Annotated in this window: 24 protein-coding genes; 12 read left to right on the top strand and 12 right to left on the bottom strand. The window is 62.2% G+C overall.

Annotation, left to right across the window (positions count from 1 at the left end; genetic code table 11):
• Positions 1-109 precede the first annotated feature (109 nt).
• Positions 110-1,831, top strand: coding sequence for an ABC transporter ATP-binding protein (locus AB4Z25_RS25400; RefSeq protein WP_442209976.1), 1,722 nt, complete (start codon positions 110-112; stop codon positions 1,829-1,831).
• Positions 1,832-1,852: 21 nt separating this feature from the next.
• Here the strand turns inward: AB4Z25_RS25400 and AB4Z25_RS25395 are convergent, their stop codons facing one another.
• Positions 1,853-2,767 (bottom strand): AraC family transcriptional regulator, encoded by a 915-nt coding sequence (locus AB4Z25_RS25395; protein WP_442209974.1) that lies wholly within the window; start codon positions 2,765-2,767, stop codon positions 1,853-1,855.
• Between the two features lie 116 nt (positions 2,768-2,883).
• Here AB4Z25_RS25395 and AB4Z25_RS25390 point away from each other — a divergent pair, with 116 nt between their 5' ends.
• From AB4Z25_RS25390 to AB4Z25_RS25370, 5 genes are all read left to right on the top strand, one after another.
• Positions 2,884-3,222 carry a carboxymuconolactone decarboxylase family protein gene (locus AB4Z25_RS25390; protein ID WP_112388245.1) on the top strand — a complete coding sequence of 113 codons (339 nt, stop codon included), beginning with the start codon at positions 2,884-2,886 and terminating at the stop codon, positions 3,220-3,222.
• A gap of 57 nt (positions 3,223-3,279) precedes the next feature.
• Entirely contained in the window at positions 3,280-4,281 is a 1,002-nt protein-coding gene (gene tehA / locus AB4Z25_RS25385; RefSeq protein WP_442209973.1) for a dicarboxylate transporter/tellurite-resistance protein TehA, read from the top strand.
• Between the two features lie 125 nt (positions 4,282-4,406).
• Positions 4,407-5,369 carry a helix-turn-helix domain-containing protein gene (locus AB4Z25_RS25380; RefSeq protein ID WP_442209971.1) on the top strand — a complete coding sequence of 321 codons (963 nt, stop codon included), beginning with the start codon at positions 4,407-4,409 and terminating at the stop codon, positions 5,367-5,369.
• A 135-nt stretch (positions 5,370-5,504) separates the two neighbouring features.
• Positions 5,505-7,013: an aldehyde dehydrogenase gene (adh, locus tag AB4Z25_RS25375; RefSeq protein ID WP_442209969.1), complete on the top strand. Its 1,509-nt coding sequence runs from the start codon at positions 5,505-5,507 to the stop codon at positions 7,011-7,013.
• A 207-nt stretch (positions 7,014-7,220) separates the two neighbouring features.
• Positions 7,221-7,613 carry a DUF779 domain-containing protein gene (locus AB4Z25_RS25370; RefSeq protein ID WP_442209967.1) on the top strand — a complete coding sequence of 131 codons (393 nt, stop codon included), beginning with the start codon at positions 7,221-7,223 and terminating at the stop codon, positions 7,611-7,613.
• On the opposite strand, the gene AB4Z25_RS25365 is transcribed toward AB4Z25_RS25370, so the two are convergent.
• The 7 genes from AB4Z25_RS25365 to AB4Z25_RS25335 form a co-directional block, all read right to left on the bottom strand.
• Positions 7,606-8,373: a FadR/GntR family transcriptional regulator gene (locus AB4Z25_RS25365; RefSeq protein WP_310291159.1), complete on the bottom strand. Its 768-nt coding sequence runs from the start codon at positions 8,371-8,373 to the stop codon at positions 7,606-7,608. The genes AB4Z25_RS25370 and AB4Z25_RS25365 overlap by 8 nt on opposite strands.
• Positions 8,374-8,399: 26 nt before the next feature.
• Complete coding sequence (locus tag AB4Z25_RS25360; protein WP_442209965.1) at positions 8,400-9,461, bottom strand: four-carbon acid sugar kinase family protein; 1,062 nt, start codon at positions 9,459-9,461, stop codon at positions 8,400-8,402.
• Positions 9,458-10,450 (bottom strand): ABC transporter ATP-binding protein, encoded by a 993-nt coding sequence (locus tag AB4Z25_RS25355; protein ID WP_442209963.1) that lies wholly within the window; start codon positions 10,448-10,450, stop codon positions 9,458-9,460. Before AB4Z25_RS25355 ends, AB4Z25_RS25360 begins: the two co-directional genes overlap by 4 nt.
• Complete coding sequence (locus AB4Z25_RS25350) at positions 10,450-11,454, bottom strand: ABC transporter ATP-binding protein (RefSeq protein ID WP_112388253.1); 1,005 nt, start codon at positions 11,452-11,454, stop codon at positions 10,450-10,452. The genes AB4Z25_RS25355 and AB4Z25_RS25350 overlap by 1 nt, the downstream gene beginning before the upstream one ends.
• Positions 11,454-12,413, bottom strand: coding sequence for an ABC transporter permease (locus AB4Z25_RS25345; protein WP_112388254.1), 960 nt, complete (start codon positions 12,411-12,413; stop codon positions 11,454-11,456). Before AB4Z25_RS25345 ends, AB4Z25_RS25350 begins: the two co-directional genes overlap by 1 nt.
• Before the next feature lie 2 nt (positions 12,414-12,415).
• Positions 12,416-13,372, bottom strand: a complete 957-nt coding sequence (locus tag AB4Z25_RS25340; RefSeq protein ID WP_112388991.1) for an ABC transporter permease — start codon at positions 13,370-13,372, stop codon at positions 12,416-12,418.
• A gap of 136 nt (positions 13,373-13,508) precedes the next feature.
• A complete protein-coding gene (locus tag AB4Z25_RS25335; RefSeq protein ID WP_442209960.1) occupies positions 13,509-15,149 on the bottom strand; it encodes an ABC transporter substrate-binding protein in 1,641 nt (546 codons plus the stop codon).
• 283 nt (positions 15,150-15,432) lie between these two features.
• Between AB4Z25_RS25335 and AB4Z25_RS25330 the strand changes: the two genes are divergently transcribed.
• The 6 genes from AB4Z25_RS25330 to AB4Z25_RS25305 all read left to right on the top strand — a co-directional run bounded on the left by AB4Z25_RS25330 (position 15,433) and on the right by AB4Z25_RS25305 (position 22,054).
• Positions 15,433-16,338, top strand: coding sequence for a dihydrodipicolinate synthase family protein (locus tag AB4Z25_RS25330; RefSeq protein ID WP_442209958.1), 906 nt, complete (start codon positions 15,433-15,435; stop codon positions 16,336-16,338).
• 10 nt (positions 16,339-16,348) lie between these two features.
• The gene (locus AB4Z25_RS25325) at positions 16,349-17,539 is read left to right on the top strand and encodes a sialidase family protein (protein ID WP_442209956.1); all 1,191 of its coding nucleotides are present in this window, start codon (positions 16,349-16,351) and stop codon (positions 17,537-17,539) included.
• 297 nt (positions 17,540-17,836) lie between these two features.
• On the top strand, positions 17,837-18,970 hold the full coding sequence (locus tag AB4Z25_RS25320) for an iron-containing alcohol dehydrogenase (RefSeq protein ID WP_442209954.1): 1,134 nt from the start codon (positions 17,837-17,839) through the stop codon (positions 18,968-18,970).
• A gap of 12 nt (positions 18,971-18,982) precedes the next feature.
• Positions 18,983-19,969, top strand: coding sequence for a 4-hydroxythreonine-4-phosphate dehydrogenase PdxA (pdxA, locus tag AB4Z25_RS25315; protein ID WP_442209952.1), 987 nt, complete (start codon positions 18,983-18,985; stop codon positions 19,967-19,969).
• A gap of 51 nt (positions 19,970-20,020) precedes the next feature.
• Positions 20,021-20,983 carry a hydroxyacid dehydrogenase gene (locus AB4Z25_RS25310; RefSeq protein ID WP_442209951.1) on the top strand — a complete coding sequence of 321 codons (963 nt, stop codon included), beginning with the start codon at positions 20,021-20,023 and terminating at the stop codon, positions 20,981-20,983.
• Positions 20,984-21,001: 18 nt separating this feature from the next.
• Positions 21,002-22,054, top strand: a complete 1,053-nt coding sequence (locus tag AB4Z25_RS25305; RefSeq protein ID WP_442209949.1) for an Ldh family oxidoreductase — start codon at positions 21,002-21,004, stop codon at positions 22,052-22,054.
• Here AB4Z25_RS25305 and AB4Z25_RS25300 read toward each other — a convergent pair.
• The 4 genes from AB4Z25_RS25300 to AB4Z25_RS25285 form a co-directional block, all read right to left on the bottom strand.
• Positions 22,051-23,085, bottom strand: a complete 1,035-nt coding sequence (locus AB4Z25_RS25300; protein WP_442209947.1) for an L-idonate 5-dehydrogenase — start codon at positions 23,083-23,085, stop codon at positions 22,051-22,053. The two genes, AB4Z25_RS25305 and AB4Z25_RS25300, sit on opposite strands and share 4 nt — an antisense overlap.
• Positions 23,086-23,095: 10 nt before the next feature.
• Positions 23,096-24,502 carry a TRAP transporter large permease gene (locus tag AB4Z25_RS25295; RefSeq protein WP_442209945.1) on the bottom strand — a complete coding sequence of 469 codons (1,407 nt, stop codon included), beginning with the start codon at positions 24,500-24,502 and terminating at the stop codon, positions 23,096-23,098.
• 4 nt (positions 24,503-24,506) lie between these two features.
• Positions 24,507-25,079, bottom strand: a complete 573-nt coding sequence (locus AB4Z25_RS25290; RefSeq protein WP_112514858.1) for a TRAP transporter small permease — start codon at positions 25,077-25,079, stop codon at positions 24,507-24,509.
• A 62-nt stretch (positions 25,080-25,141) separates the two neighbouring features.
• A complete protein-coding gene (locus AB4Z25_RS25285) occupies positions 25,142-26,116 on the bottom strand; it encodes a sialic acid TRAP transporter substrate-binding protein SiaP (protein WP_442209943.1) in 975 nt (324 codons plus the stop codon).
• Positions 26,117-26,138 lie beyond the last annotated feature (22 nt).

Here is a 26,138-nt window from a genome sequence, read left to right as displayed (position 1 = left end):
TGAGAAATTTCGGCACATTTCAACGCTGAGCAGCGGTGCCGATTTGGCGCGTCTGCTTGGCCCGCTTCCCATCCAACGATCCTGACAAATACTGCCCCGGAGGGCATTCATGTTTCGTCGCTTCTTTTCCTATTATGCCCGCTACAAGCGGTTGTTCTTCCTTGACTTCGGCTGCGCCGTTCTTGCAGGCCTGCTGGAGCTCGGCTTTCCGCTGGCCGTCAAGCTCTTCGTCGACGAGTTGCTGCCCGGCCGCGACTGGGGGCTAATCGCTGCCGTCGCCGCGGCGCTGCTCGCCATCTACGCGATCAACACGGCTCTATCGGCCGTGGTCAACTATTGGGGCCATGCGCTCGGCATCTCGATCGAGTCGGATATGCGCCGCCAGGCGTTCGATCACATCCAGAAGCTGTCGTTCCGCTATTTCGACAACAACAAGACCGGCCACCTGATCACCCACGTCACCAAGGACCTCGAAGAGGTCGGCGAGGTCGCGCATCACGGCCCCGAGGACGTGTTCATCGCCATCATGACCTTCATCGGCGCCTTCCTGCTGATGTTCTCGGTCCACTGGAAGCTGGCGCTGATCACCACTGCGATCGTGCCGTTCATGACCTGGCTCGTCAGCCGTTACGGCGCCAAGATGACGGTGACCTGGCGCAACTTGTTCCGCAAGGTCGGTGACTTCAATACCCGCGTCCAGGAAAGCGTCGGCGGTATCCGCGTCGTCAAGGCCTTCGGCAACGAAGGCTACGAAAGCGAGCTCTTTGCCCGCAACAACGAAGGCTACAAGGAAACCAAACTCAACGCCTATGCCTACATGACCGCAAGCATCGCGCTCAGCTATTTCAGCACGCGCCTGGTGCAGCTGATCATCATGGTGGCCGGCACCTGGTATGTCGTATCCGGCGAGCTGACCTATGGCGGCTTCGTCGGCTTCCTGCTGCTGGTCAATGTCTTCTTCCACCCGATCGACAAGATCACCTCAGTGCTGGAGATGTATCCGAAGGGCATTGCCGGCTTTAAGCGCTTCATTTCGCTGATCGACACCGAGCCGGATCTCGCCGACCGGCCGAATGCGATGACGGTCAACTCGCTGCGGGGCGACATCGTCTACAACGACGTCTCCTTCGGCTATTCGGACGACGGCAAGGTCTTCGAGCATCTGAACCTGAAGATATCGGCGGGCGAGACCGTCGCTTTTGTCGGCCCCTCGGGTGCGGGAAAGACCACCATCTGCTCGCTGTTGCCGCGCTTCTACGATGTCACGTCGGGCGCCATCACCATCGATGGCATTGATATCCGCGACATGACGCAGGCGTCGCTGCGCAGCCAGATCGGCATCGTCCAGCAGGATGTGTTTCTGTTTGGCTCGACCATTCGCGAGAATATCGCCTACGGCCGTCTTGGTGCGTCCGATGCCGAGATCATGGAGGCCTTGCGCCGTTCGTCGCTGGATGAATTCGTGCGCTCCCTGCCGGCAGGGCTGGATACGCCGACCGGCGAGCGTGGCGTGAAGCTCTCGGGTGGCCAGAAGCAGCGTTTGGCGATTGCCCGCATCTTCCTGAAGAACCCGCCGATCCTGATCCTCGACGAGGCCACGTCGGCGCTCGACACGGCGACCGAGTATCAGATCCAGCAGGCGCTTTCTGAACTTTCGGAGGGACGCACGACGCTCGTCGTCGCCCACCGTCTGGCCACGATCCGCAATGCCGACCGCATCGTGGTGATGGGGCGCGATGGCATCGACGAGGAAGGCACCCACAAGGAGCTTCTCTCCCGAAACGGTGCCTATGCCCGCCTGCATAACGCTCAGTTCGGCGCCGTCGCCTGACCCGCAAATATCCGACGCGCTTCAGGCCATCTGCTGCCTGAAGCGCGCCGGCGGTACTCCGCGCCTGGCCTTGAAAGCCTTGCCAAAGGCCGCCTCGGAGTCGTAGCCGACCTCGGCAGCGATATCGGCGACCGTCCGGCGCGTGCGGATCAAGAGATCGCTGGCAAGTGTCATACGGAGATCGGTGAGAAAGCCCGCCACGGTCATTCCCGACGTTTCCTTGAACTGCCTGGCATAGGTGGCGCGCGACATGGCGCTGAGCGACGCCAGCCGCTCGATCGTCCAATCTTCCGCCGGAGCGGCGATCATCGCCTTCAACGCTCGGGAGAAACGCGGATTGGCAATCAGCGCCAACAAGCCCGCGGTACCGAGCGCCGCACTGTTTCGCGACCGCAGCGCCATCGTCAGCAGTGCGAGGCAGATTGCCGTGGCAATCGTCAACGCACCGGCTTCCTGATGCATCGCCTCGTCACGCAGGATGCCGACCAGAAGCTTCAGGGTTTCCTCCGACTGCGCTCCGGCTAGCGAGGCATGGAAGACGTCAGGCAAGGTATCGAGCAGCAGCGACGATGAACCGGCTGCGGCGTCGAAGTGCCCGCAGAGCAGATCGACATCAGGCGGACCATCACCATTCGCCCTCACCGGAAGCATACCGTCATGTGAGACCCTGACGGGCGATGGCCGGGCACCGGTATCGCGGCCGACAATCAGATGCGCCTCGCCGCGCGGTAGCAGGAGGAAATCTCCTGCCACCATTTCGAAGGTTCGCCGATCAGGTAGCCGCAGACGGCAGCTACCGGAAAGGACGACATGAAACGGGATCACCCCGCGGCCAGCCGGTTCGTGGTCGATCTCGAAGGCGCCTTCGAGCCGGCAGCGAATGTCGAGACTGGTGCGCAGCCCGGCAAGATCTATAAGGCGGCTGAGGATATCCATGAGACGATCGCGCTAGAATTTGACTTTCCGAAACATTCATCGGATCGCCATAAAAGTCCATATTCCATTTCAACAGACAGCGACAAAGCTGCTGCAGATGATGGAAAGGCAAGACCATGTTGAACTGGAAAGAATACCGCAGCCAGCTGATCGCCCGGATCGGCGAATTCGGCAAGACCGTGCCTGAGACGGTGAAGGGTTACCAGACCCTCTCGACCGCCGGGCAGAAGACCAATTATCTTGATGCCAAGCAGCGCGAACTGATCGCGCTCGCCGTTGCCGTGACGGTCCGTTGCGACGGCTGTATCGCGGTCCATACGACGGAAGCCCTTAAGCAGGGGGCGACCAAGGAGGAAATCTCCGAGGCGCTCGGTGTTGCAGTGGCTATCAATGCCGGCGCCGCCATGGTCTATTCGGCCCGCGTCCTCGACGCCGCCGAGGCGATCGCCGGTTAAGTGCATTCTGCGACGCGGAAGGCGCGCAGCCTTCCGCTCCCCTGTTGAAGCGAGGTCATGGCAATGCAAGCTGCAGACATGCCGGCAAGGGCCGGTTTCCAGATGCCGCGCATCCCGGCATCCTTCTTCGGCATGGTGCTCGGCATTGCCGGGCTCGGCAACAGCTGGCGGGCGGCGGCTTCCCTATGGAGCCTGCCGGCAGCCCCCGGCGAAATCCTCAACCTGCTGGCCGTGGCCGTCTGGCTCGTCGTCAGCATCCTCTACGGGCTGAAATGGCTGAACGCCCGGAGTGAGGCGCTGGCGGAACTGGAACATGCCGTTCAATGCTGCTTCGTCGGCCTCGCCGGTGTCGCCACCATGCTGGCTGGCCTTGCTCTCCTGCCCTATTCTCGGGCGGCCACCGAAGTCCTCTTCGGTGCCGGGGTCGTCTTCACCTTCGCCTTCGCCCTGTGGCGGACAGGCGGATTGTGGCAGGGCGGCCGTGATCTGACAGCCACGACACCGGTCCTTTATCTGCCGACGGTCGCAGGCTCCTTCGTCTCCGCCATCGTTCTCGGTGCACTCGGATATCACGAACTCGGCCAGCTTGCCTTCGGCGCCGGTTTCTTCGCCTGGCTGGCAATCGACTCGGTGTTGCTGCACCGCCTGCTGACGGCGTCGGAGCTCGCCGTGCAACTGCGCCCGACGCTGGGCATCCAGCTCGCCCCTCCGGCGGTCGGCAGTGTCGCCTATCTCAGCGTCAACGGCGGGACGCCCGACATGCTGGTTCATGCGATGCTCGGCTACGCCATCCTGGAGGCGGCTGTCCTGTTGCGTCTCCTGCCCTGGATCATGAAGCAGCCCTTCGCCGGTCCCTACTGGGCCTTCACCTTCGGTGCGACGGCCCTTGCCACCGCCACGATCCGCGTTGCCAGCCGTAGCGACGACGCGGCGCTCCAAGGTCTGGCCGTGGTAATCTTCATCGCCGTCAATGCCGTGGTCGGCCTGATCGCGATCGGCACGCTATGGCTGATTGCCCGCGGCAAACTTCTGCCCACCGCACAGCCAAAGACCAGCTGAAACAGCGAACTGTCGCAGATCTGCGACAGTTACCGTGCGGCATGGAACAGGCTGCTTCCTTAAGCAGAATTGCAATGAAACGGCATTTGCCCCAGACTGCGGTCTACGTTCCGTGGGAGGAGCAGATGCACGAATTCACAGCGCATGCCGACCATGTCTACACGTGGGCGCAGCAGAACTCTGCTGCAGCCAGCTCCCCGATCGTTGCCTCCTGGCGCCGCTGCATGGACAAGCATCAGCTGACTCCTGAAGAGAAGCGCACACCCCTGCGCCTGACCGAGCAGGAATTCCGGCTTGCCCGCGAACAATCCGAACAACTGATCCGCGACGCAAGCGATGAGCTTGACCGGCTGTTCCTGACGGTCGGCAAGGCAGGCTGCTGCCTGCTTCTGACCTGCCGCGAAGGTGTCGCACTGGAGCGCCGCGGCGCCAGTGCTGACGACAAGGAGTTCAACGACCTCGGCCTCTGGACCGGATCGGTCTGGACCGAAGCGAGCGTCGGTACGAACGGCATCGGCACGGCCTTGGCCGACGAGCGCTCAGTCTCGATCTTTCGCGACCAGCACTTCCTCTCCTCGAACATCAAGCTCAGCTGCACGACCGCGCCGATCCGCGACCATCGCGGCCAGCTGGCTGCTGCGCTCGACATCTCGACCTGCCGCGACGACGTCAACGAGATGACCTTGTCGATCCTCGCGCAGGCTGTTCGCGACGCGGCAATGCGTATCGAGCTCAATATTTTCCGCAGTGCCTTTGCAGGCTCCCGTTTCCTGATGGTGCCCTCAGGCACCAATTCCGCTGCCGCCCTGCTCGCGGTCGACCGTCACGATCTGGTGCTTGGCGCCACGCGTGCCGCCCGGCTGGCGCTGAAACTCGACGACCGCCGGATCGCCGCCGGCATCCCCGCGGCCGATGCCCTGCAGGAAAGCCGCCCGGCGGATGGCGAAGAAGCGCTGATGGATGCCGAGCGAGCCGCATTGATGCGGGAGCTGACACGCACCAACGGCAATATCTCGCAGGCCGCCGCCAATCTCGGCATGAGCCGCGCCACGCTTCACCGCAAGATGAAGCGGCTCAACCTGCACTGAGCTCTCAAGCTTGTCGCAACGCTGCGACACTGTGCAGTGCGGCATTGCCCCGGGCGGGTATTTCGAAAGCCAAAAGACGCGCAGATTTCCTCCACTGGTTCGTTCCTGAACCTGGCATCATCAAGGGAGGATGACATGCTGCATCAGAAGATCGTCGAATCTCCGTTCAAGCTGAAATACGGTAACTATATCGGTGGCGAGTGGCGCGAACCGATCGGCGGGAAATATTTCGACAACATCACGCCTGTCACCGGCGGCAAGCTCTGCGAAATTCCCCGCTCCGACGAGAAGGACATCAACGCAGCGATCGACGCGGCGCATGCCGCCAAGGACAAGTGGGGCAGAATGGCGCCTGCCGAGCGCTCCAACATCCTGATGAAAATCGCCCAACGCATGGAAGACAAGCTGGAGCTTCTGGCACAGGCCGAAACCTGGGACAACGGCAAGCCGATCCGCGAAACCATGGCCGCCGATATTCCCCTGGCGATCGACCATTTCCGCTATTTCGCATCCTGCATTCGCGCCCAGGAAGGCTCCATCGGCGAGATCGACAACGACACCGTCGCCTATCATTTCCATGAACCGCTCGGCGTCGTTGGCCAGATCATTCCCTGGAACTTCCCGATCCTGATGGCCGCATGGAAGCTTGCTCCGGCGCTCGCCGCCGGCAACTGCGTCGTCATCAAGCCGGCCGAACAGACGCCTGCATCGCTGCTCGTCTGGGCGGAAATCATCGGCGATCTGCTGCCTCCTGGCGTCCTCAACATCGTCAACGGCTTTGGCCTGGAAGCAGGCAAGCCGCTCGCCACCAGCCCGCGCATCGCCAAGATCGCCTTCACCGGCGAGACCTCGACCGGCCGGCTGATCATGCAATATGCCAGCCAGAACCTCATTCCGGTGACGCTCGAGCTCGGCGGCAAGTCGCCCAACATCTTCTTTGCCGATGTTATGGCCGAGGATGACGACTTCCTCGACAAGGCGCTCGAAGGCTTTGCGATGTTTGCGCTCAACCAGGGCGAGGTCTGCACCTGCCCGAGCCGCGCGCTCATCCAGGAATCCGTCTATGACCGCTTCATGGAAAAGGCCGTCAAGCGCGTCGAGGCGATCAAGCAGGGCAACCCGCTGGACAGCGCGACGATGATTGGTGCGCAGGCATCGAGCGAGCAGCTGGAAAAGATCCTCGCCTATCTCGATATCGGCCGCCAGGAAGGCGCCGAGGTTCTGACCGGCGGCGCCCGCAACGATCTCGGTGGCGAGCTTGCGAGCGGCTACTATGTCAAGCCGACGATCTTCAAGGGTCACAACAAGATGCGCATCTTCCAGGAGGAAATCTTCGGTCCCGTGGTTTCGGTGACGACCTTCAAGGATGAGAAGGAAGCACTGGAGATCGCCAACGACACGCTCTATGGCCTCGGCGCCGGCGTCTGGACCCGCGACGGCAACCGCGCCTACCGCTTCGGCCGCGAAATCCAGGCCGGCCGTGTCTGGACGAATTGCTATCACGCCTACCCGGCGCACGCGGCCTTCGGCGGCTACAAGCAATCCGGCATCGGCCGCGAGACCCACAAGATGATGCTCGACCACTACCAGCAGACCAAGAACATGCTGGTGAGCTACAGCCCGAAGGCGCTTGGGTTCTTCTGAGAGTAGCGTTTGCGGGAGGAAGAGTCCCCTCCCCAACCCCTCCCCACAAGGGGGAGGGGCTTACCTTGAGGCACCCGCTCGTTCTTCGGCAACATCAATGCGGATGAGACGGTGTTGCGGACAGGAAGGGCGCAACAGACTAGCCCCTCCCCCTTGTGGGGAGGGGTTGGGGAGGGGTTTCCTCTCCTCACCCACGGGAGGAACCAAATGGAAGAAACAATCGAAGGCGAGCCTCGCGTGCTGGCCACAGACGCAGCTCTCGAACTGATCGGCGAAATCCGTGCCGATCATCCGAATATCCTGTTCCACCAATCCGGCGGCTGTTGCGACGGCTCGTCACCGATGTGCTATCCGGCGAACGAATTCATGATCGGCGATAACGACGTCAAGCTCGGCGAAATCGGCGGCGTGCCGGTCTATATCAGCGGCAGCCAGTTCGAAGCCTGGAAGCATACGCAGCTGATCATCGACGTCGTGCCAGGCCGCGGCGGTATGTTCTCGCTCGACAATGGACGCGAGAAACGCTTCCTCACCCGCTCGCGCATCTTCGGCGGCGGCGAAGCCTGTGCCATTCCGGATATCGGCAAACGCGCTATTTGAAAGACAGATCGAGCGCCCTGCCCTCGAACAAGCGGTCGCGCGACCCTTCGAGGTGGGTTTGCATCAGATTGCGCGCATCATCGGCGCGCCCTTCGGCGACAGCCCTGTAGATTTCGTTATGCTCTTCATAGACCTGCTCGAGACCCTGGCGCGGACCGAGCAGCGACAGGCCGTGCAGATGCATGCCGACCGCGATATGCGGCTTCAGCGCATCGAGCGAGGCAGTGTAATAGTGATTGTTCGCCGCCTCGGCAACGCAGCGGTGGAAGACGAAATCCGCATCGCTGCGGTGCAGCTGGTGGCTCGTTGCTTCGCGCAGATCCGACAGCGCCGAGGCGATCTTCTGGATCGCCGGCTCATCGCGCCGCTTGGCCGCGAAATAGGCCGCCGCAGGCTCGATCGTCAGGCGGAATTCATAGCAGCGCTGGATATCGGCGATCGTCTTGACTGGCGAGTAGGCAAGCTGCGTCGTCGGCGAGCCGTGGGCGCTGACAAAGGTGCCGGCGCCCTGGCGCGCGTAAACAGTGCCCTGCTCGCGCAGCTTCGCCAGCGCATCGCGAACGATCGGGCGCGAGACGCCGAGCATCGAGGCGAGCTCATGTTCACCAGGCAGACGCGAATCCGGCGGATAGTTGCCGGCGCGGATGCGCTCGAGGATCTGATCGAAGACGCGATCGACGAGCTTCACGGCCTTGCCGCGTTCCGGCTTTGCCGCCGGACCGTTCCCCGCATTCAGCGATGCGCCATTTGCTTCATCCACGCCCATTCTCCCCGTCGGTCTCATGCTCAAGCCGCCTGATTCCGTGGAACCAGTCTTAGCAGACTCTCGGAATTGCCGAAGCCCCCGGATTTCACCGCACACCGGAAATGCCGTCCATCAGCAGCCGCAACATCGAACCACGGCACACCGGCCTCGATCTCACCCTTCGGCATCAATGTGCGGATGCCAAGTTCGCGAAAGACCGCAAGCGCGGTGTCGCCGCCGCCAATCATCAGCATGTCGGGCTTGGTGTCGTCGATGACGGCCTTGACGCCGCCAGCGAAACGCCGGGCGACAGCAGCGCCGTCTCCGGAGATTTCGCCGCTGCAGCGGAGCAGCACGGGAAGAGCAAGGCCCTCGCCGCATTCGACGGTGCCCATCGGCGCATCAATCGTGGCGCGCAGGGTGCCGGAGGCTTCCAGCCGGTTCATCTGTGCCGACGTGATCGGGTCACGCGATCCAAAGGCAAAGAGCGTGCGGCGCGATGCTTCGAACGGTAGCGGCTGGCCACCGCTCCGGCCAAGCTTTCGGGCAAGCGCCGAGCCGAGGCCGCGTGCGCCGACTCCCAAGACCAAAGCCCAATCGTTGGCGAGCACTATATCATCGAGATCATAATCGCTTTCGGCGTCGGCAACCGAGATATCGAGTTCGCGCCCGGCGAAGAGATCCGCAACCGGAATCGGCTTTTCGACACCGCGGCCGACGACAAATCCGCGATAGGTGGTCCGGTCCTGATCGGGAATGGCGGGGGCGACAACGATCCTGGCCAAGCCGAGCGCGTCCGCAAGCGCTGCCGATTCCGCAGCGACATTGCCCTTCAGCCGCGAGTCGATCTTTTTCATCACGATACCGGGCTGCCGGGCGCTCAGCGCCTTGGCTGCAAGCCGCACACGCCCGGCCGCCTCGTCCTCGGACAGAGCGCGCGACGCCGTGTTGATGACCACAACATCCGTTCCGGCGGCAAGCGCCTCATCGGCGGTCTCGACATCGATCGCCACCGCCACCGAAAGCCCGGCATCCACGAAGGGCGTGCCGGTATCCAGCGCGCCCGTCAGGTCGTCGGCGATGATGGCGGCTTTCAACGTCATGCAGTCTGTCCCGTGTTGACGGCGTGGCAGGCGACCAGGTGACCCGGCCTGGCTTCCTTCCATTCCGGAATGACCTTCGAGCAGACGTCCATGGCCACCGGGCAGCGCGTGTGGAAACGGCAGCCGGACGGCGGGTTGAGCGGGCTCGGAACGTCGCCCTGCAGGATCTGCCGCTGGCGGGTGCGTTCATGCTCCGGATCGGTTTCCGGAACCGCCGAAAGCAGCGCCTTGGTATAGGGATGCAACGGATTGTCGAACAGTTCCTCGCGGCTCGCGAGCTCGGCCAGACGGCCGAGATACATGACGCCGACGCGAGTGCTGATGTGGCGCACAACGGCAAGGTCGTGGGCGATGAAGAGGTAGGTCAGGCCGTATTTGTCCTGCAGATCGAGCAGCAGGTTGATGATCTGCGCCTGGATCGACACGTCGAGCGCCGATATCGCTTCGTCGCAGACGATGAATTTCGGCTGGCAGGCGAGAGCGCGTGCAATGACGACGCGCTGGCGCTGACCACCGGACAGTTCGTGCGGATAGCGCTGGGCAAAGCGGGTCGGCAGGCCGACATCGGTCAGCAGCGCGGCGATCCTGTCCTTCAGCTCGGCCTTGGTGCAGAGCTTGTGGAAGAGGATCGGCTCGCCGATCGCTTCGCCGATCGTCATGCGCGGGTTGAGCGTCGAATACGGGTCTTGGAAAACGATCTGCAGGTCGCGGCGGAAGGGCCGCATCTGCTTTTCGTCGAGTGTCGCCAGATCCTGGCCCTTGTAGACCACGCGGCCTGAAGTCGCCTTGTAGAGGTTGAGAATGGTGAAGCCAGTTGTGGACTTGCCGCAGCCGGACTCTCCAACGAGGCTCAGCGTCTCGCCTTCCATGATGTCGAGGTTCACATTATCGAGCGCATAGACCGTCGCCGAGCGGTCGCCGAAGGCGCCGAGCTTGACGTGGAAATGCTTGACGAGGTTTTCGACCTTGAGAAGCGGTTGAGCACCCATCACGCAGCCTCCTGCATTTTCTGGACAACGAAACAGGCGGCGCGGTGATTTCCGGCACCGGCGACGGGCTCGAGCTTCGGCACCCGCTCGTGGCAGATGGCTTCCGCCAGCGGACAGCGCGGCGCAAACGGGCACCCCTTCGGGCGGCGGCCGGGCTCCGGTGGTGTTCCGCCAATCGAGGAAAGCCGACTCGTCGGCGCATCCGAGAGCTTCGGGATCGAGGCCAAAAGGCCACGCGTGTACGGATGGCTAGGACGGGCATAGAGCTCGTCGACGGGCGCGTCTTCAACGACGGTACCGGCATAGAGCACGGCGACGCGATCGACGAGACCGGCGATGAGCGCCAGGTCGTGGGTGATCCAGACAACCGACATGCCGAGCTTGGCGCGCAGATCCTTCACCAGATCGACGATCTGGGCCTGGATGGTGACGTCGAGCGCCGTTGTCGGTTCATCGGCGATCAGGAGCTTCGGATTGCAGGCAAGGCCGATGGCGATCATCACGCGCTGGCGCATGCCGCCGGAGAGCTCGTGAGGATAGGCCATCAGCCGCTCTTCCGGGCCGGGAATGCCGACGAGGCGCAGCAATTCGATGGCACGGGTGCGTGCTTCCGCCTTGCTCATCTTGCGATGATAGATCAGCGGCTCGCAGATCTGCGCTCCAACGCGCATGACCGGGTTCAGCGAGGTCATCGGATCCTGGAAGACGAAGCCGATATCACCGCCGCGCACCTTGCGCAGTTCGGAATTCGACATCTTCTGCAGGTCGCGGCCATCGAAGGCGGCGCTGCCCTTGGTGACCTTGATCTTGTTCGGCAACAGCCGCATCAGCGAAAGCATTGTCAGGCTCTTGCCGCAACCGGATTCGCCGACGACGCCGAGCGTCTCGCCCTTATTGACATAGAGATCGATGCCATCGACGACGACGGCCGGGCCGTTGCGGCCATCGATCTCGACGGTGAGATCGCGGACGTCGAGAAGGCGTTCTGATGTCTTCGTGTTCATCACTTGTTGCCCCGCGGGTTGAGCGCGTCGTTGAGACCGTCGCCGAGGAAGCTGAAGGCAACCGAGGCAAGGCCGAGCACGGCCGCCGGAGCGGCGAGTAGATGCGGATAATGCTGCCAGACGCGCAGACCGTCCGAGATCATGTTGCCCCAGCTGGGGGTCGGCGGATTGACGCCGACGCCGAGGAACGAGAAGGCGCTTTCCAGAACCATCGCGGTGCCGAGACCGGCGCTGACCGAAACGATCAGCGGACCGAGCGCGTTCGGGATCACGTAACGCTTGATGATGACCCAATTGGAAAGACCGAGTGCCTGCGCGGCGGTAATATAGGGCCGGCTGCGGATCGACAGCACCTGGGCGCGGACGAGGCGTGCATAGGGCGGCCAGGAAATCAGCGCCATCGAACCGAAGACCAGCAGGAAATCGACCCAGATCGTCTGGCGGTAGAAGGGATTGAGGGTCGCCTGATACTGCGCCTCCATCCAGTTGGTGATCGGCGACTTCAGCGATGCGTTGATGACGACGACCAGGAGCAGGTTGGGCACCGACATGGTGACGTCAGTCAGCCACATGATGACGCGGTCGAACGGATTGCCGAAGAAGCCCGCGACGGCGCCGAGCGTCAGCCCGATCAGCACGGCAATGAAGGTCACGACCACGGCGACAAGAAACGCCGTGCGCGTGCCGAAGACGACGCGGCTGAAGACATCGCGGCCGAGATCGTCGGTTCCGAACAGATGCGCCATGGACGGGGCGGCGTTACGCGCCTGCAGATCCTGGCTGAGATAGTCGTAAGGCGTCAGATAGGGACCGAAGATCGCGGCGAATGCCAGGATCAGGACGACAGCCAGGCCGAAAACAGCAAGCTTGTTGCGCTTCAGGCGGAACCAGGCGTCACGCCACAGGCTGACCGGCGGTTCATCGGCTGTTTCGATTGTCGAGAGAGGGATGGCGGACATGGTCAGCGGCTCCTTCTTGCGTCGTTGGCACGCGGATCAAGCATCGGATAGAGCACATCGACAAGCAGGTTCGAGACCATGACGAGGAAGGATCCGATCAGCGTGATCGCGAGAATGACGGGGTAGTCCGAGTTGGTCAGCGCCTGCACGGTCAAGCGCCCAAGGCCGGGCAGCCCGAAGACCAGCTCGACGAAGATCGCGCCGTTGACGATGGTGATCATGATCAGGCCTAGCTGGGTGACGACAGGCGTCAGGACCGGCCGCAGAATATGCTTCAGCGCCACGACCAGTTCAGGAACGCCTTTGGCCCGGGCAGTACGGACGAAATCTTCCGACAGCACCTCGATGACGGCGGCGCGTGTCTGGCGCACGATCAGCGCGATCGGCTGGAAGGACAAGACGATCAGCGGCAGGATGATGCGTACGTCGAAGACGCCACCCCAGCCATAGGGCACCTTGATCATCGGCAGGAGCACGATGAGGCCTACCATCAGCAGCGGACCGGCGACATAGGCCGGAATCGCCCAGAGGAACAGCGCCGAGCCGATGATCGTGTAGTCGATGCGGGAATTCTGGTTCAGCGCGGCGATCATCCCGAGCGGGATCGCAACAACCGCCGTCAGGATGATGGAACAGAGCGCCAGCTTGAAGGACACAGGCGCGGCAGCCGAGACCATGGCCCAGACCGAACGGCCTGAGGTCAGCGAATTGCCGAACTGGCCATGCAGCAGGTTCCAGATGTAGTAACCGAACTGCTCGATGAAGGGCTTGTTGAGGCCAGCACTTTCGCGGATGGCTTCGATGCGCTCCGGATTATAGGCGACGTCGCCCGGCGCACGAAGAAAGATCAGCTTGATCGGATCGCCGGCGCCGTAGAATGCCATCGCATAGACGGCAAGCATGACGACGAGAACCGACGGAATCCAGATGGCAAATCGCGTTAACACGTAGCGAAGCAAGGCCACCTCCCACCTGTTGTCAGGAACGTTCTCCGCAAACTGACGCGGACCGCACCTTTTCTTGAAACTTGCGCGAAGACCCTGAGGCCTTCGCGCGGTTGCTTGGGGGCTGGAGAGACCGGCTTTGCCGTCTCAATCAGCCGACCGATACGTCCCAGGGAGCGACGACCTGCCAGTCGAGGTTTTTCTCCATGCCCTTGACGTCCTTGGTTGCCCAGCGGGACATGGCCTGAGAATACCACGGAATGAACGCCCAATCGTCACGGAATGCCTTCTGGGCATCCTGGGCGAGCTTGATGCGGTCAGGATCGTCAGCAGCCTTGGTGGCCGCTTCTGCGAGAGCCGCATCCACCTTGTCGTTCTTGTAACCGCCGAGCTTGTTCTGGGCGTTGGACGAGGTGGAGGCGATGCAGCCCGAAAGATAGGACACGGCATCCGGCACGCGGGTGCCGACGTCGTCGCGGAAGATCTGGACAGAGTTCTGGTCCGGACCGGCATAGGAGTCCTGCTGCGGCTTCATGTCGACGGCGGTGATGCCGAGGTTCTGGCGCCACTGTTCGGCGATGAACTGGGCAGCGGCCTGAATGGCCGGGGCCGAGATGCCGACGAACATGATCTTCGGGAGACGGTCCGGGCCGCCGTAGCTGGATTCTGCGAGCAGCTTCTTGGCGGCCGCAGGATCGTAGGGATAGGGCTCGAAGCCGGAATTGTCGGCACCCGGGACCGAGTTCAGGATCTGGTCGGCCTTCTTGTGCGGACCATCCGGGTACGAAGCCTTGAACAGGCCGTCGCGGTCGATCGCCATGATCAGCGCCTGACGAACCTTCGGATCGTCCATCGGCGCGCGCTTGACGTTGAACCAGAAGTGCTGGCTGGTCGGGATGATCGGGCCGGCGGAGAATTCCGGGCCGAGGTCCTGGATGATGGTCGAGGTGACCAGCTCGGTATGGGCGTTGTATTCGCCCGACTTGATGAGCTGCGTTGCGGTGACGTTGTCTTCGATCGAGGCGATCTCGATGCGGGCAAGCTTCGGCTTGGTGCCGAAGAAGTTCTCGTTCGGCTCGAAGGTCAGTGTGCCGGCGTCGATGTCGAGCGCGGTCAGCTTGAACGGGCCGGAATAGACGGCGCTGTTGTCGGGCTTGTACCAGTCAGCCACTTCCTCGCCATCGCTGCCCTTGGACTGCGAAGCCTTGGTGATCGGGATGATGTGGTTGGCAAGGCGCATGAAGAAGATCGGGTCGGCTTCCGTCAGCGTGACGACGACGGTACCTTCGTCAGGCGTGGCAACGCCCGAGATCTCGGTGGCCGAACCGCCGGCGACGTCCTTGTAACCGTCGACCTTGCCCATGACCTGGTCGGCGCGCTGGCTCTTGGTGTTCGGGCGGGAAGCGACTTCCCAGGAACCCTTGACGTCGGCCGCGGTGATCTTGCTGCCGTCGGAGAACACAGCCTTCGGGTCGATCTTGAAGGTCCAGACCTTCTTGTCAGGCGACTCCCAGCTGGTGAAGACATAGGGGTTGAGCTTGCCTTCGGCGTCGAAATACATCGGCGAGGCCCACCAGAACGAATTCCAGCGGAACGTACGGCCACCGCCGCGCAGCGGCGACCAGTCCTGATCGAAGGCCGGGTTGATGGCCTTCAGCACCTGGCCGTCCTCGGCCATGACGATGCGGGCGCTCATGCCAAACAGCGTGAAGCCGACGCCGGCGGCGAGACCGAGCTTCAGCGCGTCGCGGCGCGAAACCGTGGAAGCATTCTTGTCATTGCGGTCTGTCATACATTCCTCCCATGGGCAAAACAGCGCGTACTCGAAAACCCTCCCCGAGCCGGACGCCTTACAATGCCCCTGAGATTTGCGCGATAATGTAAATCTGTCAATCCAAATTTGCCGTTTTCAACTTTCAAATCCACGCAAAAAATTTTTATCATTTAATTTCATATAGATAAAATACCAACGTCATTCTGACGCAGCTTGTAAGATTGACAACAACTTATCATTTCGAGGAAAAGTCACGCACGGCAAGTGCCAGGAGCAGCATCACGCTGCAGAGGAGGATGCTTTGAGCAATCACAAGATCACCGGCGTTTTCAGCGCCGCCACCACGCCCTTGAACGCCGACGGCAGCCCCGACGTTGCGCTCTTCACCGAGCATTGCAAGCGCCTGCTTGATGAAGGCTGCCACGGCGTTGCCCTGCTCGGCACGACAGGCGAAGCGAACTCCTTTTCGATTGCCGAGCGCCGGATGCTGCTCGAAGCCGCGCTGAAGGCCGGCATCTCGCCTGACAAGCTCCTTCCGGGCACCGGCGTTGCCGCCATTCCCGAAACGATCGAGCTGACAAAGCATGCGCTTTCGCTTGGCGTCACCAAGGTCGTGATGCTGCCGCCCTTCTACTACAAGGGCGTGACTGACGACGGTCTCTTCAACGCCTATTCGGCGATTTTCGAAGGCATCAACGACAGCCGCCTGCAGGTGATCCTTTATCACATCCCGCAGGTCTCCGGCATTCCGCTGTCCGTTCCGCTGATCGGCCGCCTGATCGAGGCTTTCCCTGACACGGTCGTCGGCATCAAGGAATCTGCAGGCGATTTCAACAACATGCAGGCGATCATCGCCGCCTATCCGGATTTTTCGGTTCTCTGCGGCGCCGATCCGCTGCTGCTGCCGCTGCTCAAGGCCGGCGGCGCCGGCTGCATCACGGCGACCTCCAACCTCGTCGCCGACTCGCTGCGCGCCGTTTACGATCACGTCCATGACGAAGCGCAGGCAGACAAGGTCGAGAAGGCCCAGGCCCGCATCAATGCCTACCGTACGCTCTCCAACTCCTACGTCCAGATCCCGACGATCAAGGCGATGGTCGGCCTGAAGACCGGCAATGCCGCCTGGAAGCGCACCCGCCCGCCGCTCGTTGCCCTCAGTGACGCCGATTACGCCGCCCTTTCCGAAGGTTACGCGCAGCTGCCGTGAGGAGGATGTCATGAGCTTTACCGCGCTCCCGCCGGAAGCCGTTCCGGCGCTGATGAACGGAAAGATCGGCCCCAATCCGGCGCAGTCCGGCCGGGCCGACGCCTACCTTCCGTCACCCTGCATCCAGAACCATGCCGCCAACCTGGCCTTTCTGCCCGATGGCACGCTGACCTGCGTCTGGTTCGGCGGAACGATGGAGGGAATGGGCGACATTTCCGTTTACATGTCGCGCCTCGCGCAGGGGTCGGATCAATGGTCGGAAGCCGAAAAACTCTCAGACGATCCGGCGAAATCCGAGCAAAACCCGCTGATTTTCAAGGCGCCCGACGGAAAAGTCTGGCTGCTTTACACGTCGCAGACATCTGGTGACCAGGATGGGTCAATTGTAAAGTGCCGCATCTCCGAAGATGGTGGCAAGACGTTCGGATCCGTCCGTGTTCTCTGCGATCTGCCCGGCACTTTCGTGCGCCAGCCCGTCATCGTCAACTCCGTGGGAACCTGGCTTCTGCCGGCATTCCGCTGTGTGAGCTTGCCCGGCCAGCGCTGGAGCGGCGATGCAGACACGGCAGGCGTTCTGGTATCGCGCGATCAGGGCGAGAGCTGGACGATGATCGACGTGCCCGACAGCCTCGGCGCCGTCCACATGAACATCATCCCGCCCAACGGAAGTAAAATGGTTGCTTTCTTCCGCAACCGCTTTTCCGAACATGTTCTCTCCTCGGCATCGGATGACAATGGCGAGAGCTGGTCAGCGCCGAAGCCGGTCAATCTGCCGAACAACAACTCGTCGATCCAGGCAACCAAGCTGGCGGACGGGCGGATTGCGATGGTCTACAACCACAGCAATGCCGAGACATCGGATGCGCGCCGCGAGTCGCTCTACGACGAGATCGAAAGCGACAAAGGCGAGGCGAAAGCCACAGAAAGCGCAGGAGAAACAAGGCGAAAGGCCGTGTGGGGCGTTCCGCGCGCACCGCTCAGCCTGGCTATCTCCACCAATGGCGGCAAGAGCTTCGATAGCCATATCGATCTCGATACCGGCGACGGCTATTGCCTCAGCAACAACTCCAAGGACTCGCTGAACCGCGAATTCTCCTATCCCTCGATCACCCAGGGGCCGGATGGAGCATTGCACATCGCCTACACCTATTATCGCCGCGCGATCAAATATGTTCGCCTGCCAAGCGATATAGCGGTTTGAGCCATCCAATCAGCCGATCCCGTGCCCTCTGGCATGGGATCGGCCTCTCTATTTACAAGTGATTTCGCGGGCACAGAGAATGGCCTTGATCTGCGACATCACTGTTGATGGCGCAGGATGGAGGCCATCAACATACTGATTTTATGGTTATTTATGCTACTTTATCGGATCCATCTCAGAACGTTTCCGCAAAACTGCTGAAAAACCATCGCCTCGCTTATTGCCAGAAACGTGCAGTTGATATAACAACTTTACATCAATAACGGCTTTGGCCGCATTTATGGAGGAGCCGTGTTCATGGTCAGTCTGGATTCGCCCATCACGGTTGTCAGGCCTGAAGTCATCGAGTTTGGCGTCGGCACCGCCGGCAAGCTCGGCAAATGGGCGGAAGGCAAGGGCTATACGCGCACGCTCGTCATCTCCGATGCGTTCAACGCGTCGCGTGTTGATGTGCTGGAACTGCCGGGCCACGTCGCCGTTTTCGCCGACGTCACCCCCGAACCTGACATTGCCAATCTCGACAAGGTACTGGCCGCCGCGAACGCGGCCAATGCCGAGCTGATCGTCGGTTTCGGCGGTGGCAGCGCCATGGACCTTGCCAAGCTCGCCGCCGTTCTCGCCGGTTCGCCGCAAACACTGCGCGAGGTTGTCGGCCCCCACAAGGTGACCGGCCCGCGCAAGGTGGCGCTAGCACAGGTTCCGACGACATCCGGCACTGGCAGTGAGGCTGGCACCCGCGCCCTCGTCACCGATCCCGCGACGCAGGCGAAGCTTGCCGTCGAAAGCCTTTACATGCTGGCCGATATTGCGGTCATCGATCCCGGTCTCACCTTCACCGTTCCTGCCCGCACGACGGCGGCAACCGGTGTCGATGCCATGGCCCATTGCGTCGAGGCCTTCACCAACCGCAAGGCCCATCCGATGATCGATATCTACGCGATCGAAGGTGCCCGCCTCGTCGGCAAGTATCTTGCCCGCGCCGTCAAGGATGGTGCCGATGCCGAAGCGCGTGCCGGTCTGTCGCTTGCCTCGCTCTATGGCGGCTTCTGCCTCGGCCCGGTCAATACCGCCGGCGGCCATGCGCTTGCCTATCCGCTCGGCACCCGCTGGCATGTCGCCCATGGCGCCGCCAACGCGCTGATCTTCCCGCATGTGCTGGCCTTCAACACGCCATCCGTTCCGGAAAAGACCCGGGCCGTGATGGCCGCCCTCGGCCACCAGACGTCCGATGACGTCGGCTCGGTCTTCGACGCGGCCTATGCCTTCTGCGCCGATCTCGGCATCGAGATGAAGCTGTCGGGCCTTGGCGTTCCTTCCGATGATCTCGATGCCATGGCGGACGATGCCTTTGCGATCCGCCGCCTGCTCGACAATAATCCCCGCGAACTCGCGCGTGACGATATCCGCGCCATTTACCGGGCTGCTTTTTAAGGGAATTTGACGATGACGAAGAATGCAAAAGTGGCGGTAACGCTCGGTGATCCCGCTGGTGTCGGCCCTGAAGTGATCGTCAAGGCCCTGGCGGCGATGCCGGCTGGCGAGCGCAAGGATTTCGTCATCGTCGGCAATACGGAAGCGCTCGTTCGCGCCGACCGCGCCACCGGCACCAACCTGCGCTTCGGCCCCACTGCCTCGGAAGACGGCTCGACAATCGCCGTCGACGAAGTGGAACTCGGTGCTCCCCTGCCTGAAATCGGCAAGGTCAGCCCGGTCGCAGGCGACGCCTCGGTGAAATACATCAGCCGCGCCGTCGATCTCGCCATGTCGGGCGAAGCCGACGTCATCGTCACCGCGCCGATCAACAAGGAAGCGATGAACCTTGCCGGTCATCATTTCGACGGCCATACCGGCCTGCTCGCGCATCTGACGGGCTCGAAGAGCTCCTTCATGCTGCTCGCCTCGGAGCGCCTGAACACCATCCACGTCTCCACCCATGTGTCGCTGCGCGGCGCCATCGAGCGCGCCAAGACCGAGCGCGTGCTGGCGACGATCGAGGCTGGCCATAATCACTTCATGCGTCTCGGGATGAAGCCGCGTATCGCCGTCGCCGGCATCAATCCGCACTGCGGCGAAAACGGCCTCTTCGGCACGGAAGATAGCGAATTCCTGGCCCCGGCCGTCGAGCTGGCGCAGGCCAAGGGCATCGATGTCGTTGGCCCGATCTCGGCCGATACCGTCTTTGCCCGCGCCTATAACGGCGCTTTCGATCTGGTCATCGCCCAGTATCACGATCAGGGCCATATCCCAATCAAGCTCGTCGCCTTCGAGACCGCCGTCAACGTATCGCTCGGGTTGCCGATCGACCGCGTTTCGGTCGATCACGGCACGGCCTTCGACATTGCCGGAACCGGCAAGGCCAATCACGTCAACATGCTCTCGGCCATCGCTTATGCCCGGCTGATGGCGCGCTCGCCGCGCAAGGCGGCGTAGCACCCGGCGGCGCAGATGAGCCGCTTTCCGGGAGGAAATGAGGAGGCAGGCATGCAGAGAACCGTTCTCGTTCTCGGAGGAGAACTCGCGCCCGAAGGCCGCGAAGTGCTGGAGAAGGAAGGCGTCAACGTCGTCCAGACCAAGCCCTATATCGACCGCGCTGCGGTGATTGCCCTGATGAAGGAGCACCGGCCCCAGGGTGCCATCATCCGCCTGCTCGCCGATGTCCTTGGCCCCGAGGAAATGACATCAGGCGGCAACCTCCGCCATATCGCCAAACACGGCGTCGGCACCAACGATATCGACGTCAAGGCGGCCGCCGAGCTCGGCATTCCCGTTTCGATGACGACAGGCAGCAATGGCATTTCTGTCGCCGAGCACGCGCTGGCGCTTATCATGGCGCTGGTGAAGGATTTTTCCCGGCAGGATGCGCTGATCCGCTCCGGCACCTGGGACAAGGGCCAGTATCAGGGACGCGAGCTGCGCGGCCAGCGCCTCGGCATCGTCGGCTTCGGCTTCATCGGCCAGACGCTGGGCAAGATGGCGAAGGCGCTCGGCATGGATGTCTCCGCCTTCGATCCGCATGCACCTGCCGAAGCCTTCGACGGCGTCACCCGCGAGACTGATCTCGATGCGCTACTCGCAAGCGCCGACATCGTCAGCCTGCACTGCCCTCTGACGCCCGAGACGCGCGACCTGATCGACGCCAGGCGGCTCGGCCTGATGAAGCGCGGCGCTTACCTCGTGAATACGGCACGTGGCGAAGTCGTCGACGAAGCGGCGTTGATTGCGGCGTTGAAGAGCGGACACCTTGCCGGCGCTGGTCTCGATAGCTTTGCCGTCGAGCCGCCGGAAAAGGACAACCTGCTCTTCTCGCTACCGAATACCGTCGTCACACCGCATGTCGCCGGCGTCACGCTCGATGCCAAGCGCGCCATGTCGGTCATCGCGGCCGGGCATGTTCTGGCGACCTTGCGCGGCGAGACCCTGCATCCGCGCTTCCTCGCCCGCTGAACAACAACGGAGGCTGACATGGCCGATACGACAGACAAACGCTATCCGGCAGAGGCGTTGCGCGCCTTCGCAACGTCGCTGTTCTCCGCCGCAGGCCTTGAGGATGACAAGGCGGACGCCGTTTCGCGCTTTCTCGTGGAAGCCGACCTGCTTGGCCATACGACACACGGTCTGGCGCTTGCAGGCTGGTATCTGCAGAGCGTTGCCGACGGTGTGATGACGGTTTCGGGCGCTCCCGATGTCATCTCGGATCGCGGTCCGGCCATTGCCTGGAAGGGCAAGCGCCTGCCCGGCGCCTGGCTGACGTCCGAAGCCGTCAAGCTCGCCAGCGATCGCGCCGCGCAATATGGAACGGCCACCGTGACGATTGCCGACAGCCATCATATCGGCTGCCTCGCCGCCTATCTGACGCTTGCTACAGACCGTGGCTATATGGTCAGCATCGCCAGTTCCAGCCCGTCGGGCGCGCAGGTCGCCCCCTTCGGCGGCACCAAAGGCGTCTATACGCCGAACCCGATCGCCCACGGCATTCCGACACCCGGCGATCCCATTCTCATCGATATCAGCGCCTCGATCACCACTGTGAACATGGCCCAGCGGCTGGTTCGTGAAGGCAGGGAGTATGAGCACGACTGGCTGCTCGACGAGAACGGCAACCCGAGCCGCGATCCCCGCGTCATCGAGCGCGGCGGCACACTTCTTCCGACCGGCGGTCTCGACCACGGCCAGAAGGGTTACGGCATGGCGCTACATGTCGAAGCCTTCACCCAGGGCCTCGCCGGCTATGGCCGCGTCGATCAGCCGAAGGGGACGAATGCGGCGGTCACCGTTCAGGTCTTCGATCCCGATGCCTTCGGCGGCCGCGACGCGTTCCTGCGCCAGGCCGGCTGGCTGGTTGACGCCTGCCACAGCAACCCGCCCCGTCCCGGCGTCGCGCGCGTCCGGCTTCCCGGCGAGAATGGCCTTGCCCGCAAGCGCAAGGCGCTCGAGGATGGCGTCGTGCTGTTCCCCGGCATCATGGAGTCGCTCAAGCCCCACGCCGAGCGGCTGGGTGTCGCGCTACCTGCCTAAAATGTCAGCTGCACCTTGCAGGCGGCACTCCTGTCGCCTGCCAGCAGGAAGGCAGCATCGGCCTGCGCAAGCGGCAGGCTGTGGCTGATGATCGGGCGGACGTCGATCGCCCGGCTTGAGATCAGCCCGACCGCCGTGGCGAATTCCTCGTGGAACCGCTGCGTCCCATGGATATGCAGCTCCTTGGCAACGATGGCATTGAGCGGCACCGGGACCTCACCCGACACACCCACCTGCACTATCGTCCCGCGCGGCTTCACCGTCGCGATCGCGCTGCGGATCGCCGGGGCCGCCGCGGAGCATTCGAAGACCAGATCGAAATAGCCCTTGCCGGCCTCGAATTCCGCGAGTGTTCCCGCACCCTGCGAGACATTGACCGCACGCGTTGCGCCCATCGCCATGGCACGCTCCAGGGCAGCATCCGCAAGGTCGGTGACGACGATCTCGGCCGCGCCATAATGTTTGACAACGGCAACCATCAGGGAGCCAATCGGCCCGGCGCCGGTGACCAGAACCCGCTTGCCCCTTATCTCTCCCGCCCGCGAGGCGGCATGCAGGCAGACGGACAAGGGTTCGCTGCAGGCGGCCTCCGCCGCACTCGTTCCCGGCCCGGCTTCGAAGCACTGCTTGGCCGGCACTACCAGCCATTCACGGAACATCCCCTGCTCGTGCGGCAACCGCATGGCACTGCCCATGAAGCGCATTTCCAGGCAATGGATCGGCATGCCCTTTTGGCAATATTCGCAATGGCCGCAGGGCTGGCTCGGATTGACCGCGACGAGCGTACCCGCCTTGAGCTCGACGCCTTCGCCCGCCTTTTCGACAATTCCCGCCGCTTCATGCCCCGGAATAATCGGCTCCCGAACCCTGACGGGGCCGAAGCCGCCGTCCTGATAGTAATGCAGGTCGGAGCCGCAGATACCTGCGGCGGCCATTTTCAGCAAAACCTCTCCCGGTCCGGGTTCAAAAACCTCAGCCGCCTCGATCCTCAAGTCACCCTTGGCATAAAGCCGTGCCAGACGCGTCTGCATTCCGATCCTCCTAGCGCAACAGGCCGAGCTGTTGCGGCAGCCAAAGAGATATAGACGGCACAAAGGTGATCAAGATCAATGCGACGAAGAGCGGCACCAGCCATGGCAGGATGGCGATCGTCGTCCGCTCCACCGAGAGCTTGGCCACGCGCGAGAGCACGAACAGCACCATGCCGAGCGGCGGATGCAACAACCCGATCATCAGGTTCAACGTCATGATCAGGCCGAACTGCACCGGATCGATCCCGAACTTGGCAACGATCGGCAGCAGGATCGGCACCAGAATGGTGATCGCCGCGATCGTATCCAGGAAGCAGCCGACGAAGAGCATCAGCAGGTTGACCAGGATCAGGAACACCCACTTGTTGTCGGTGATCGACAGGATCGCGTCCGACAGCAGTTGCGCGGCCTGACTGACGGTCAGAAGCCAGGCGAAGACAGAGGCGGCCGTGACGATGAAGAGCACCGAAGCCGTCGTCTCGATCGTATCGAAACTCGCCTTGGCCAGTGTCGAGAATGTCATCGTCCGATAGCGCACCAGACCGAGGAACAGCGACCAGAGCACGGCCGCGACGGCCGCTTCCGTCGGCGTGAACCAGCCCATGGTCATGCCGCCGATCAGGATGACGGGGGTCATCAGCGCCATGACGGCGGAGAAACCGAAATACCAGTCGAGCCCGAGCAGCGCCAAGAGCGCGATACCGGCAGCGGCATTCATCGACAGTCCGGCAAGCATCATCAGGTAGATCGACAGCGGAACCAGCAGTACGACAACGATTTCCATGCCGGCCGAAAGCAGCTGCCTGACGTCGAACGGTGCGTCGGAGCCCCAGCGTTTGACATAGGCGAAACCGGCAACGGTGACCATCATCAGCAGCGTCATGACGATGCCTGGCAGAACGCCGGCCATGAACAGCGCGCCGATAGAAACATTCGCCATCATGCCGTAGATGACGAAGGGCAGCGACGGCGGAAAGATCGGGCCGAGCGTCGCCGAGGCGGCTGTGACGCCGACAGCAGCTTCAACCGGGTAGCCATGGTCCTTCATCGCCTTGATCTCGATCGTGCCGATACCGGCGGCATCGGCGAGTGCGGTACCGGACATGCCGGAAAAGATCACCGAACCGATGATATTGACCTGCGCCAAGCCGCCCTTCATCCAGCCCACGAGGGCCACCGCGAAGGAATAGATGCGGCCGGTCACGCCTGCCGAGTTCATCAGATTGCCGGCGAGGATGAAGAAGGGAACCGCGAGCAGCGGGAAACTCTCGACGCCGGCGATCATCCGCTGCGCCACGATGATATCGGGCGCAACACCGTAGAGAACAATGTAAAGCACCGAGGCGACGGCCATCGCGATAGCAACGGGCACGCCGATCAGCATCAGCACCAGAAAAGAGCCAAGAAGCAGCAGCATTGGATCAACCCTCGACGGTCTGGAATTCTTCGGGGCGCTCGAGAACCGAGTAACCGCGGCGCATGTTGGCGATGAAGACGATCACCGCACGGATCAGCATCAGCACGAAGGCGACGAGCACGCTGTAGAAGACGATGTTGCGCGGCAGGTCGATGGTGACCATCTGCTCGTCGGCAACGACCTCCACATAGCGCCACATCAGGTGGCAGGCGTACGCGAAGAAGCCGATGCGGACGATATCGACCACGGTCGCGAGGACGCGGGCCAGGCGCGCCGGCATATAGTGATAGAAGACGTCCACCTGAATGTGGCGCGAGGTGCGCACGCACATGATTGCGCCGAGGAAAACGACGCCAATCAGGCAGTTGATGGCAATTTCCTCGGTCCAGGCGTAGCTGTCGTTCAGCACATAGCGGGTGAAGAACTGCAGAAAGACACAGCCCGCCATCAGCCAGAAGACGATCAGCGTGATCCAGTCTTCGATGGCATAGTCGGAAATGTTGGCGGTCGGCGCGTGGCCTTCGAATTCCTGACCGATCTCTTCGGCGGTCACCTGCGTATGAATTTCTTGCGTCATGAGCGGCGTTGATCCCCTGCGGAAAGAATGGACGCGGCGTCCGGAGACGCCGCGCCGCGGGTTTACTGAATCGCGCGGATCGCTTCCCAATCGGCCTTGTCGTAGCCGAAGTCCTCGAACTTCACCTTGTCCATGACGGTCTTTTCGAAATCGGCCTTGTCGATCTCGGCGACGTTCAGACCCTTCTCCTTGAAGGTGGCGATCAGGCTGTTTTCCTTGCCTTCGATCGTCTTGGTGGTGCGCTCGGCGGCTTCCTGCATGACGTCACCGAAGATTTTCTTGTCTTCGTCCGAAAGGCTCGCCCACAGCGTCCTCGAGACCACCGTGTTGAGATGGTCAACGATGTGGCCGGTCAGGATGATGTTCTTCTGAACCTCGTAGAACTTCTTCGCCTCGATCGTCGTCAGCGGGTTTTCCTGGGCCTCGACCGTACCGTTCTGCAGCGCCAGATAGACTTCCGCGAATGCGATCGGTGTCGTGTTGGCGCCGCAGGCGCGCGGCATGGCAAGATAGGCCGGCACGTCAGGCACGCGGATCTTCAACCCCGCCATGTCGGCGCATTTGGCAATCGGCTTGTTGGAGGTCGTGTGGCGGGTGCCGTAGTAGCTGACGGCGGCAATGTGGTTGCCGGTCTTGTCCTCGTAGCCCTTTGCGAGACGCTTGAACACGTCGCTCTTGGTATAGGCGATCAGGTGTTCCGGGCTGCGGAAGATATAGGGGAAATAGGTGACGCCGATCGGCTTGTAGTCACGGGCCGCGAAACTTGAGCCGGAGATGATGATATCGACTGTGCCGAGCTTCAGGCCCTGATTAATGTCGGCTTCCTTGCCGAGCTGCGAAGCCGGGAAAACGTCGATCTTGTAGCGGCCATTGGTACGCTTGTTGATCTCGCCGGCGGCCCAGACAGATTCCGTGTGGAAGGGTTCCGATGTCTCGTAGACATGGGCCCATTTCAGAACCGTCTGTGCATGTGCCATTGCCGTCGATGCCATGATCGCCGCAGCCGTGCAGACGATCGTTGCCAGTTTCATTTTCATCGCTCTCTCCTCCTGAGCTCTG

The sequence above is a fragment of the Rhizobium sp. RAF36 genome (assembly GCF_052114105.1).
GTDB lineage: Bacteria > Pseudomonadota > Alphaproteobacteria > Rhizobiales > Rhizobiaceae > Rhizobium.
Note: the sequence above shows the minus strand (reverse complement) of the source record. Positions and strands in the feature narration are given on the sequence as shown.

Bases quoted from the DNA above. Each gene is read 5' to 3' on its own strand.
- AB4Z25_RS25400 (WP_442209976.1), top strand. From the start codon at position 110: ATGTTTCGTCGCTTCTTTTCCTATTATGCCCGCTACAAGCGGTTGTTC.
- AB4Z25_RS25395 (WP_442209974.1), bottom strand. From the start codon at position 2,767: ATGGATATCCTCAGCCGCCTTATAGATCTTGCCGGGCTGCGCACCAGT.
- AB4Z25_RS25390 (WP_112388245.1), top strand. From the start codon at position 2,884: ATGTTGAACTGGAAAGAATACCGCAGCCAGCTGATCGCCCGGATCGGC.
- tehA (WP_442209973.1), top strand. From the start codon at position 3,280: ATGGCAATGCAAGCTGCAGACATGCCGGCAAGGGCCGGTTTCCAGATG.
- AB4Z25_RS25380 (WP_442209971.1), top strand. From the start codon at position 4,407: ATGCACGAATTCACAGCGCATGCCGACCATGTCTACACGTGGGCGCAG.
- adh (WP_442209969.1), top strand. From the start codon at position 5,505: ATGCTGCATCAGAAGATCGTCGAATCTCCGTTCAAGCTGAAATACGGT.
- AB4Z25_RS25370 (WP_442209967.1), top strand. From the start codon at position 7,221: ATGGAAGAAACAATCGAAGGCGAGCCTCGCGTGCTGGCCACAGACGCA.
- AB4Z25_RS25360 (WP_442209965.1), bottom strand. From the start codon at position 9,461: ATGACGTTGAAAGCCGCCATCATCGCCGACGACCTGACGGGCGCGCTG.
- AB4Z25_RS25355 (WP_442209963.1), bottom strand. From the start codon at position 10,450: ATGGGTGCTCAACCGCTTCTCAAGGTCGAAAACCTCGTCAAGCATTTC.
- AB4Z25_RS25350 (WP_112388253.1), bottom strand. From the start codon at position 11,454: ATGAACACGAAGACATCAGAACGCCTTCTCGACGTCCGCGATCTCACC.
- AB4Z25_RS25345 (WP_112388254.1), bottom strand. From the start codon at position 12,413: ATGTCCGCCATCCCTCTCTCGACAATCGAAACAGCCGATGAACCGCCG.
- AB4Z25_RS25335 (WP_442209960.1), bottom strand. From the start codon at position 15,149: ATGACAGACCGCAATGACAAGAATGCTTCCACGGTTTCGCGCCGCGAC.
- AB4Z25_RS25325 (WP_442209956.1), top strand. From the start codon at position 16,349: ATGAGCTTTACCGCGCTCCCGCCGGAAGCCGTTCCGGCGCTGATGAAC.
- AB4Z25_RS25320 (WP_442209954.1), top strand. From the start codon at position 17,837: ATGGTCAGTCTGGATTCGCCCATCACGGTTGTCAGGCCTGAAGTCATC.
- pdxA (WP_442209952.1), top strand. From the start codon at position 18,983: ATGACGAAGAATGCAAAAGTGGCGGTAACGCTCGGTGATCCCGCTGGT.
- AB4Z25_RS25310 (WP_442209951.1), top strand. From the start codon at position 20,021: ATGCAGAGAACCGTTCTCGTTCTCGGAGGAGAACTCGCGCCCGAAGGC.
- AB4Z25_RS25305 (WP_442209949.1), top strand. From the start codon at position 21,002: ATGGCCGATACGACAGACAAACGCTATCCGGCAGAGGCGTTGCGCGCC.
- AB4Z25_RS25300 (WP_442209947.1), bottom strand. From the start codon at position 23,085: ATGCAGACGCGTCTGGCACGGCTTTATGCCAAGGGTGACTTGAGGATC.
- AB4Z25_RS25295 (WP_442209945.1), bottom strand. From the start codon at position 24,502: ATGCTGCTGCTTCTTGGCTCTTTTCTGGTGCTGATGCTGATCGGCGTG.
- AB4Z25_RS25290 (WP_112514858.1), bottom strand. From the start codon at position 25,079: ATGACGCAAGAAATTCATACGCAGGTGACCGCCGAAGAGATCGGTCAG.
- AB4Z25_RS25285 (WP_442209943.1), bottom strand. From the start codon at position 26,116: ATGAAAATGAAACTGGCAACGATCGTCTGCACGGCTGCGGCGATCATG.